The sequence below is a fragment of the Streptomyces jumonjinensis genome (assembly GCF_009600885.1).
Taxonomy (GTDB): Bacteria; Actinomycetota; Actinomycetes; order Streptomycetales; family Streptomycetaceae; genus Streptomyces; species Streptomyces jumonjinensis.
In genome coordinates, this window is the sequence record NZ_VCLA01000150.1 from 2,659 (window position 1) to 5,736 (window position 3,078).

Consider the following 3,078-nt stretch of genomic DNA (forward strand, 5'->3'; position numbering starts at 1 on the left):
TACGAGCGACCGGCTGCTGATCCAGGTCACCGACGACGGCAGGGGCGGGGCACGGCTGGACAGGGGTACGGGGATGGCGGGGCTGGCCGAACGGCTCGGGGCGGTCGACGGGCTCTTCGTCCTGGACTCGCCGGAGGGCGGGCCGACGACGGTCACGGTGGAGGTGCCGTGGCGCGACCGCGCCACGGCCTGAGACCGGTACGCCCGTACGCCCGGTGGGACCAGTACGCCCGCCGAGGGCATACGCCCGTACGCCTGTACGCCCGCCGAGGCCGCACGCCCCCGGGACCGTACGCCCCCACAGCCCCCAGGACCGTACGCTTCTCTGGCCCCAGCTGGGAGAACGCGCCCCTGAGCCGGCCCGCCGCGAACACCCGGCGGGCCGTGCGCGCCCCCATGGTGGGGAAAACCCCCGCACCGAGACGGCGACCCTCCTCATGGCGCCCGGCCCCCGGCCGGCGGCACTCTGGACGCCATGACAGCCCGCAGCGCAGAACGGACGACACCGATGGCCACGGACCACCGCCCGGACCGGCACGACCGGTACGACCGGGACGACCGGTACGAGCACCGGAACCGGCGCGTCCCCTCGCCCCTGCGGGCCCCGATCGAGTCCCGCACCTGGCGTGAGTTCGGCTATCTGATGCTGAGCCTGCCGATCAGCGTGTTCCTCTTCGCCTTCGCCATCATCACCGTCGCGCTCAGCGCGGGGCTGCTCGTCACCTTCCTCGGCATCCCGGTCCTGGCCGCCGGGCTCATGGCCTGCCGGGGCCTCGGGGCGCTGGAGCGCGCCCGGGCCCGCGCCCTGCTCGGCCTCGACGTGGGCCGCCCCGAGCCGCTCCGCGCCCGGGGCGAGGGCCTGATGGCGTGGGTGGGCGCGGTCCTCAAGAGCGGCGCGTCCTGGCGGCATCTGCTCTACGCCCTGCTGCACCTCCCCTGGGCGCTGGTCTCGTTCGTGGTCTCCCTCGTCTTCTGGGTCACGGGCTGGCTCCTCGTGCTGTACCCGCTCTGGCAGTGGGTCTTCCCCACCTATCTCGACACCCCGGGCATACAGGTGTACGGCGACGGCGACGGCGCCGGGAACTCGTTCTACGTCGACACCCCCTTCGAGATCGCCGGAGCGACGGTCGCCGGTCTCGCGACCGTGCTGGTGGCCGCCTGGATGATCCGGGGCTTCGCCCAGGTGGACCGGGTGATGGTCAGCGGGCTGCTGGGGCCCTCCCGGCTCGCGACCCGGGTGGTGGAGCTGGAGTCGGACCGGGGTGTGGTGATCGACACCGCCGCCGCCGACCTCCGCCGCATCGAACGCGACCTCCACGACGGCGCACAGGCCCGCCTCGTCGCCCTCGCCATGGGCCTCGGCCTCGCCAAGGAGAAACTCCTCGAAGACCCCGAAACCGCCGCCGCGATGGTCGACGAAGCCCACGGCGAGGTCAAACTCGCCCTCCAGGAACTCCGCGACCTCGCCCGCGGCATCCACCCCGCCGTCCTCACCGACCGCGGACTCGACGCCGCCCTCTCCTCCATCGCCTCCCGCTGCACGGCTCCGGTGAAGGTCTCCGTCGATCTCGACGAGCGGCCCGCCCAGGCCATCGAGGGCATCGCCTACTTCACCGTCTCCGAACTCCTCCAGAACATCAGCAAGCACGCCCAGGCGCGGAACGCGTCGGTGGACGTATGGCGCTCCGGCAGCCGGCTGATGCTCCAGGTCACCGACGACGGCAGAGGCGGGGCGAACCCCGCCGAGGGCAGCGGTCTGGCGGGGCTGGCCGAACGGCTGGACGCCGTCGACGGCATCCTGGCCGTCGACTCGCCCCCGGGCGGCCCGACCACGGTGACCGCGGAACTGCCCTGGCGCCGCTGATCAGCCGACCCACCGCCGGTACCGCCGACGCCACAGCTCCGCCGCCTGCCCCCGGCCCCGCCCTCGACCACACTTCGCTCCCGATGCTGGGATGCTGGTGGGGACAGCTCGGGACAGCGGACGACATGGGGGCCTGGGGCAGTGGAAGACAGAGTGCGAGTGGTCATCGCCGAGGATTCGGTGCTCCTGCGGGAGGGCCTGACCCGGTTGCTGACCGACCGGGGTCACGATGTGGTCGCCGGGGTCGGCGACGGCGAAGCGCTGATCAAGACGATCGGACAGCTGGCGGACGAGAGCGCGCTGCCGGATGTGGTCGTCGCCGATGTGCGGATGCCGCCGACCCACACCGATGAGGGCGTACGGGCCGCGGTGCGGCTGCGCAAGGAGCATCCGGGCATCGGGGTGCTGGTGCTGTCGCAGTACGTGGAGGAGCGGTACGCCACCGAGCTGCTGGCGGGCAGCAGCCGGGGCGTGGGATATCTGCTCAAGGACCGGGTCGCGGAGGTGCGCGAGTTCGTCGACGCCGTGGTGCGGGTGGCCCGGGGCGGCACCGCGCTGGACCCCGAGGTGGTGGCCCAGCTGCTCGGCCGCAGCCGCAAACAGGACGTGCTGGCCAGATTGACGCCCCGCGAGCGGGAGGTCCTCGGTCTGATGGCCGAGGGACGGACCAATTCGGCGATCGCCCGGCAGCTGGTGGTCAGCGACGGAGCCGTGGAGAAGCACGTCAGCAATATCTTCCTGAAGCTGGGGCTCTCCCCGAGTGACGGGGATCACCGTCGCGTTCTGGCCGTACTGACCTATCTCAACTCGTAATCGACTGACACGCCGTCAGCCATGATCGATTGGCCGGTCCTAGACCCAAAGAATGAACGGTGAGCCCCTCGCCGGAACGATCACGAGGGCGGACAGATCACACCGAACCAGGACATCGAGGCGTCTCGATTTGACGTCCGCCATATGAGCACTCCCGGGAAGGCCACCCTTACCCACGTAGGGTGGCCTCTGGGACGACTGGTGGGACGGTCGGCCCGAGCAGCCGCCTCAAGGGAGGTCCAGTCCAGTGACCAGCCAGGTCAGTAGCCCAGCCGAGCACGCCGATGAGGCTGACGAGTCCAGTGAGTCGCTCGTCGGTGGACAGCGCCAACCCGCCATCGGCGGATCAGCCGGCTCGAAGGAGGTTCGTCGGCTGGGTCGGGTGATCATCCGGTTTGCGG

At 71.3% G+C, this 3,078-nt stretch carries 2 protein-coding genes and 1 pseudogene; all 3 read left to right on the plus strand.

The window, feature by feature from the left end:
• A pseudogene (locus FF041_RS39110) lies at positions 1 to 193 on the plus strand (sensor histidine kinase); the annotation flags it as partial.
• 315 nt (positions 194 to 508) lie between these two features.
• On the plus strand, positions 509 to 1,864 hold the full coding sequence (locus FF041_RS18730) for a sensor histidine kinase (RefSeq protein ID WP_228388373.1): 1,356 nt from the start codon (positions 509 to 511) through the stop codon (positions 1,862 to 1,864).
• A gap of 153 nt (positions 1,865 to 2,017) precedes the next feature.
• The gene (locus tag FF041_RS18735) at positions 2,018 to 2,677 is read left to right on the plus strand and encodes a response regulator transcription factor (RefSeq protein ID WP_323392110.1); all 660 of its coding nucleotides are present in this window, start codon (positions 2,018 to 2,020) and stop codon (positions 2,675 to 2,677) included.
• Positions 2,678 to 3,078 lie beyond the last annotated feature (401 nt).